The sequence below is a fragment of the Mesorhizobium sp. M7A.F.Ca.CA.003.01.2.1 genome (genome assembly GCF_003998945.1).
GTDB classification, from domain to species: Bacteria; Pseudomonadota; Alphaproteobacteria; order Rhizobiales; family Rhizobiaceae; genus Mesorhizobium; species Mesorhizobium ciceri.
In genome coordinates this window covers 1-4898 of record NZ_RZRA01000390.1, presented here as the reverse complement: position 1 = coordinate 4898, position 4898 = coordinate 1, and the positions used below count along the sequence as shown (strand labels likewise).

The following is a 4898-nucleotide window of genomic DNA, read 5'->3' as shown; positions in this document are numbered from 1 at the left end:
GGTTTATGGCTGCTGCCGTCGATTAGTGCATGTCGTTCAAAAGTGGGGACCAGTTTTGAAACAATGGCATGCAACTGGCATTGAAATAGCGCCGAAAGGGCGAGATCCAATCATGTTCTTCAAGCGAGTTGGTCAATTGAAAGCACCGCAGAGGGCCGTTTTCCTGGCGCTTTCAGTAGTTGTTCCATCGCTCTTCCTGTCGGCCTGCATGTCGTCGGAGAAAGATATCGACCTGTCGACCTATGTCGACCAGACCGAACCGGCCGATGTTCTCTACAATCAGGGCCTTGCCAATCTCAATGCCGGACGCCTGCAGGAGGCGAGCCGCAAGTTCGACGCCGTCGACCGCCAGCACCCCTATTCGGAATGGGCTCGCAAATCGATGGTGATGGGCGCTTTCGCCGATTATCGCCAGGGCAATTACGACGAGGCGATCGGCTCGGCCAAGCGCTACCTCACGCTCTATCCATCGACCGATGACGCCGCCTATGCGCAGTACATCATCGGCTTGAGCTATTACCGCCAGATCAAGGACGTGACGCAGGACCAGAAGGAAGCGCGCCAAACCGTTCAGACAATGCAGGATCTGGTGACGCGCTGGCCGACATCGGAATATGTCGACGACGCCAAGGAAAAGATCCGCTTCGCCAACGATCAGTTGGCCGGCAAGGAAATGCAGATCGGCCGCTACTATCTCGAGCGCCGGGAATACATCGCCGCCGTCAAGCGCTTCCGCACCGTGGTCGAGAATTATTCCAACACGCGCCATGTCGAGGAGGCGCTCGCCCGCCTGACCGAAAGCTATTACGCGATGGGTCTGACTTCGGAGGCGCAGACGGCCGCCGCCGTGCTCGGCACCAACTATCCCGACAGCTCGTGGTACAAGGATTCCTACAAGCTGTTGCAAAGCAATGGGCTTGCACCGCGCGAAAATGCCGGATCGTGGATATCCAAGGCCGGGAAATTGATCACCGGGGCTTGACCCCCCAAGCAGACGTCGCGGGCTTCGCCAACGCGCCGTCTGCCTGATTTCGTTGTTTGTCGCAGGTTCTTGTCGCAAAACCGCGGAACACTTTTGCGGAACCTGCTTGGAGCATCGGATCGAAGCGTACGCAGCGCTTTTTTCGGATTGATCCGGTGCTCAAACAAAAAGATAGTGCGCCGCTGCGACTGCAAATGGTCGCGTGCCGTCCTAGATTCGGGTTCTGATGCTCTCCAGACTGTCGATCCGCGATATCGTCCTGATCGAGAAGCTGGATATCGACTTCCAGCCGGGTCTTTCGGTGCTGACCGGCGAAACCGGTGCCGGCAAGTCCATCCTGCTCGATGCCCTGTCGCTGGCGCTTGGTGCGCGCGGTGACGCGTCGCTGGTGCGCCATGGCGCGGCGCAAGGCCAGGTTATCGCCGTCTTCGACGTGCCGCGCAATCATCCGGCCCGTGCGCTGCTAGCCGACAATGCCATCGAGGATGACGGCGACATCATCCTGCGCCGCCTTCAGACCGCGGACGGCCGTACCCGTGTCTTCGTCAACGATCAGCCTTCGAGCGTCACCTTGATGCGCGATGTCGGGCGCGCGTTGGTCGAGATCCACGGCCAGCACGATGAACGTGCTCTGGTCGATCCCGGCGCTCACCGCGAGGTGCTCGATGCTTTCGGCGGCCATCTCGGCGCCGTTCGCTCGACTGGCGAGGCATGGCGGCATTGGCGCGCCTGCGAGCAGGAGTTGTCGCGCCACCGTGCCAAGGTGGCGGCGGCGGCGCGCGAGGCCGACTATCTGCGTGCGGCGGTGGCGGAATTGACAAAGCTCGATCCGCAGCCGGGTGAGGAGACCGATCTTGCCGAACTGCGCGCGTCGATGATGCGGGCCGAGAAGATCGCGTCCGAAATCCATGACGCGCAGGATGTGCTGTCCGGCCCGTCGTCGCCCTTGCCGCAACTGGCCAGCCTGCTGAGGCGGCTGCAACGCAAGGTGACGGAGGCGCCAGGCCTGCTCGACGACGTGGTCAAGTCGCTCGACGAGGCGATGCTGTCGCTCGACGCGGCCCAATCGGGCGTCGAGGCCGCACTGCGCGCCACCGAATATGATCCGCAGCGGCTGGAGAAAGCGGAGGAGCGGCTGTTCTCGTTGCGCGCGGCCTCACGCAAGCACAGCGTCGCCGTCGACGATTTGGCGCAACTGCGCGACACGATGTCGGCCGATCTCGCCGACCTCGACGCCGGCGAGGAACGCCTGCACGGGCTGGAAAAGCAGGCCGCCGCGGCACGCGAGACGTATGACATCGCAGCCGCACAGCTGTCCTCGCTTCGTCATGCGGCGGCGGTCGGCCTGACCAAGGCGGTCATGGCGGAACTGCCGGCCCTGAAGCTCGAACGCGCGGCCTTCATCGTGGAAATGAAGAGCGATGCCGAGAGCCGCATGGAAGAGGGCATTGACCAGATCGAATTCTGGGTGCGCACCAATCCAGGCACGCGGCCCGGGCCGATGATGAAGGTGGCCTCCGGCGGCGAGCTTTCGCGCTTCCTTCTGGCGCTGAAGGTGGCGCTGGCCGACCGTGGCTCGGCGCCGACGCTGGTTTTCGATGAAATCGACACCGGCGTGGGCGGCGCTGTCGCCGACGCCATCGGCCAAAGGCTGGCGCGGCTGTCGAAGCGCGTGCAGGTGCTGTCGGTGACGCACGCGCCACAGGTGGCGGCGCGCGCGGCGACGCATTTCCTGATCTCCAAATCCGGCACCACCGACCGTGTCGCGACCGGCATTGCCGAGATGGACCGGCCGGCGCGGCAAGAGGAGATCGCGCGCATGCTGGCCGGCGCCACGATCACCGACGAGGCCCGCGCCGCCGCCGAGCGACTGCTGCGCGAGAACATCGCGGCGTCCTGATGGCGCATGGTTCGGCAGTGGATCGAAGCAAAGGAAGCCGAGAAGCCAACGGTTCGCGGGCCGTATAAGAAACACTCAGCGGCTTAGGAGAATCCGATGGATTTGGAAGAGGAAACTGTCGAATTGACAAAACTTCTCTCAGGAAAAATGGTGATCCACGTTTGGCGGTTTCGTGCGGCAGAAGTACTGATTGAATTCACAGATGGAACCCGACTGTTCGTCGATGCACGGTCCGACGCGATTGAGTGCTCAGTGACCGATGGGATTTCAGACTGACCCACCACCTACGGTTCGCCGACCAGTGAAAATCCGGGCTTTGCAACAGAGTCAGCATATGGCTCCATCCCGCTGTTTCGGCGTGGTTTTGTCAGAATTCAGCTCCCTTCCATCCGAATCCTGATCTATTGTCCCGGGCCAACAGCAGCCAGGTGCAAAACCATGTCCGAAAAACCAGTCGATGCCCTGACCGAAAGCGAGGCCGAAGCCGAGCTGAAGCGTCTGGCGGAAGTGATCGCCGAGCACGACCGGCGCTACCATACCGAAGACGCGCCTATTATCACCGACGCGGAATACGATGCGCTGGCACGGCGCAACCTTGCCATCGAGGAGCGCTTTCCAGCGCTGGTGCGCGAGGATTCGCCATCGCTCAGGGTCGGTGCGGCACCCGCGGAAGGCTTTACCAAGGTGCGCCATGCGGTGCCGATGCTCAGCCTTGCCAAGGCTTATACCGACGATGACGTCGCCGATTTCATCGAACGCGGCCGGCGGTTCTTCGATCGCGACAAGGAGCTCGACATCGCCTTCACGGCCGAGCCGAAGATCGACGGGCTTTCGGCTTCGCTGCGTTACGAAAACGGTGTGTTCATGCAGGGCGCAACGCGTGGCAACGGCGCCGTCGGCGAAGACATCACCGCCAATTTGAAGACGATTGCCGATATTCCAGCGAGGCTGAAAGGTTCGGACTGGCCCGAAACCATTGAGATCCGTGGCGAGGTCTACATGACCTATGCGGAATTCGAGGCGTTGAAGCAGCGGTCGGCGGCGGTCGGCGGCCAGGACTACGTCAATCCGCGCAACACGGCGGCCGGTTCGCTGCGCCAGAAGGATCCGTCCGTTACCGCCAGCCGCAACCTCAAATTCTTTGCCTATGCCTGGGGCTATACGACAGCGGATCCGGCTCCGACCCAATATGATTCGGTGCAGAAATTCGCCGAGTGGGGGTTCAAGATCAGTCCGCTGATGGTGCGGGCGAAATCGGCCGACGAGTTGATCGCGCATTATCATCGGATCGAGGAGCAACGTTCGGCACTTGGCTATGATATCGACGGCGTCGTCTACAAGGTCGACCAGCTGGAATTGCAGCGCCGATGGGGGTTCGTCACCGGTGAGCCGCGCTGGGCCGTCGCGCACAAATTTCCGGCCGAACAGGCGATGACGACTGTGCAGAAGATCGACATCCAGGTTGGCCGTACCGGCACGCTGGCGCCGGTCGCGCGGCTGGCGCCGGTCACTGTCGGTGGCGTCGTGGTCGAGAATGTCACGCTGCACAATGAGGACTACATCAAGGGCCTGGACAGCACCGGCCAGCCGATCCGCGACGGCATCGACGTGCGCATCGGCGATACGGTGGTGATCCAGCGGGCAGGCGATGTCATTCCGCAGATCGTCAGTGTCGTCATCGACAAGCGGCCGGCCGATGCCGTGCCATACGAATTCCCGCATACCTGTCCGATCTGCGGCTCGCCGGCGACGCGCGAGATCAACGAGAAGACCGGCAAGGAAGATTCCCGCCGCCGCTGCACCGGCGAGCTGATCTGCCCGGCGCAGGCGGTGGAAGGATTGCGCCACTTCGTGTCGCGCGGTGCCCTGGACATCGAGGGGCTGGGGGCCGAGAACATAGATACGTTCTTCAATGCGGGATTGATCAAGACCGCCGCCGATATCTTCACGCTCAAGGATCGCCGTCCGGCCGTCACCAGGGCGCTGGCCGAGCGCCGCGAGGAGCAGGCCAGGCAG

The 4898-nt window shown here is 62.4% G+C and carries 4 protein-coding genes; all 4 read left to right on the top strand.

All coding sequences use genetic code 11. The features are described 5' to 3' along the window. The first annotated feature begins 112 nt into the window (after positions 1-112). On the top strand, positions 113-982 hold the full coding sequence (locus EN969_RS16850) for an outer membrane protein assembly factor BamD (protein WP_063168306.1): 870 nt from the start codon (positions 113-115) through the stop codon (positions 980-982). 226 nt (positions 983-1208) lie between these two features. Further along, complete coding sequence (gene recN / locus EN969_RS16845; RefSeq protein WP_063168305.1) at positions 1209-2882, top strand: DNA repair protein RecN; 1674 nt, start codon at positions 1209-1211, stop codon at positions 2880-2882. A 96-nt stretch (positions 2883-2978) separates the two neighbouring features. Beyond that, positions 2979-3158 carry a hypothetical protein gene (locus EN969_RS16840; RefSeq protein WP_063168304.1) on the top strand — a complete coding sequence of 60 codons (180 nt, stop codon included), beginning with the start codon at positions 2979-2981 and terminating at the stop codon, positions 3156-3158. Positions 3159-3320: 162 nt separating this feature from the next. Beyond that, positions 3321-4898, top strand: a 1578-nt coding sequence (ligA, locus tag EN969_RS16835; RefSeq protein WP_127419254.1) for an NAD-dependent DNA ligase LigA, incomplete at its 3' end; no start/stop codon positions are given.

Coding starts and splice junctions, on each gene's coding strand:
- EN969_RS16840 (WP_063168304.1), top strand. CDS start 2,979: ATGGATTTGGAAGAGGAAACTGTCGAATTGACAAAACTTCTCTCAGGA.
- recN (WP_063168305.1), top strand. CDS start 1,209: ATGCTCTCCAGACTGTCGATCCGCGATATCGTCCTGATCGAGAAGCTG.
- EN969_RS16850 (WP_063168306.1), top strand. CDS start 113: ATGTTCTTCAAGCGAGTTGGTCAATTGAAAGCACCGCAGAGGGCCGTT.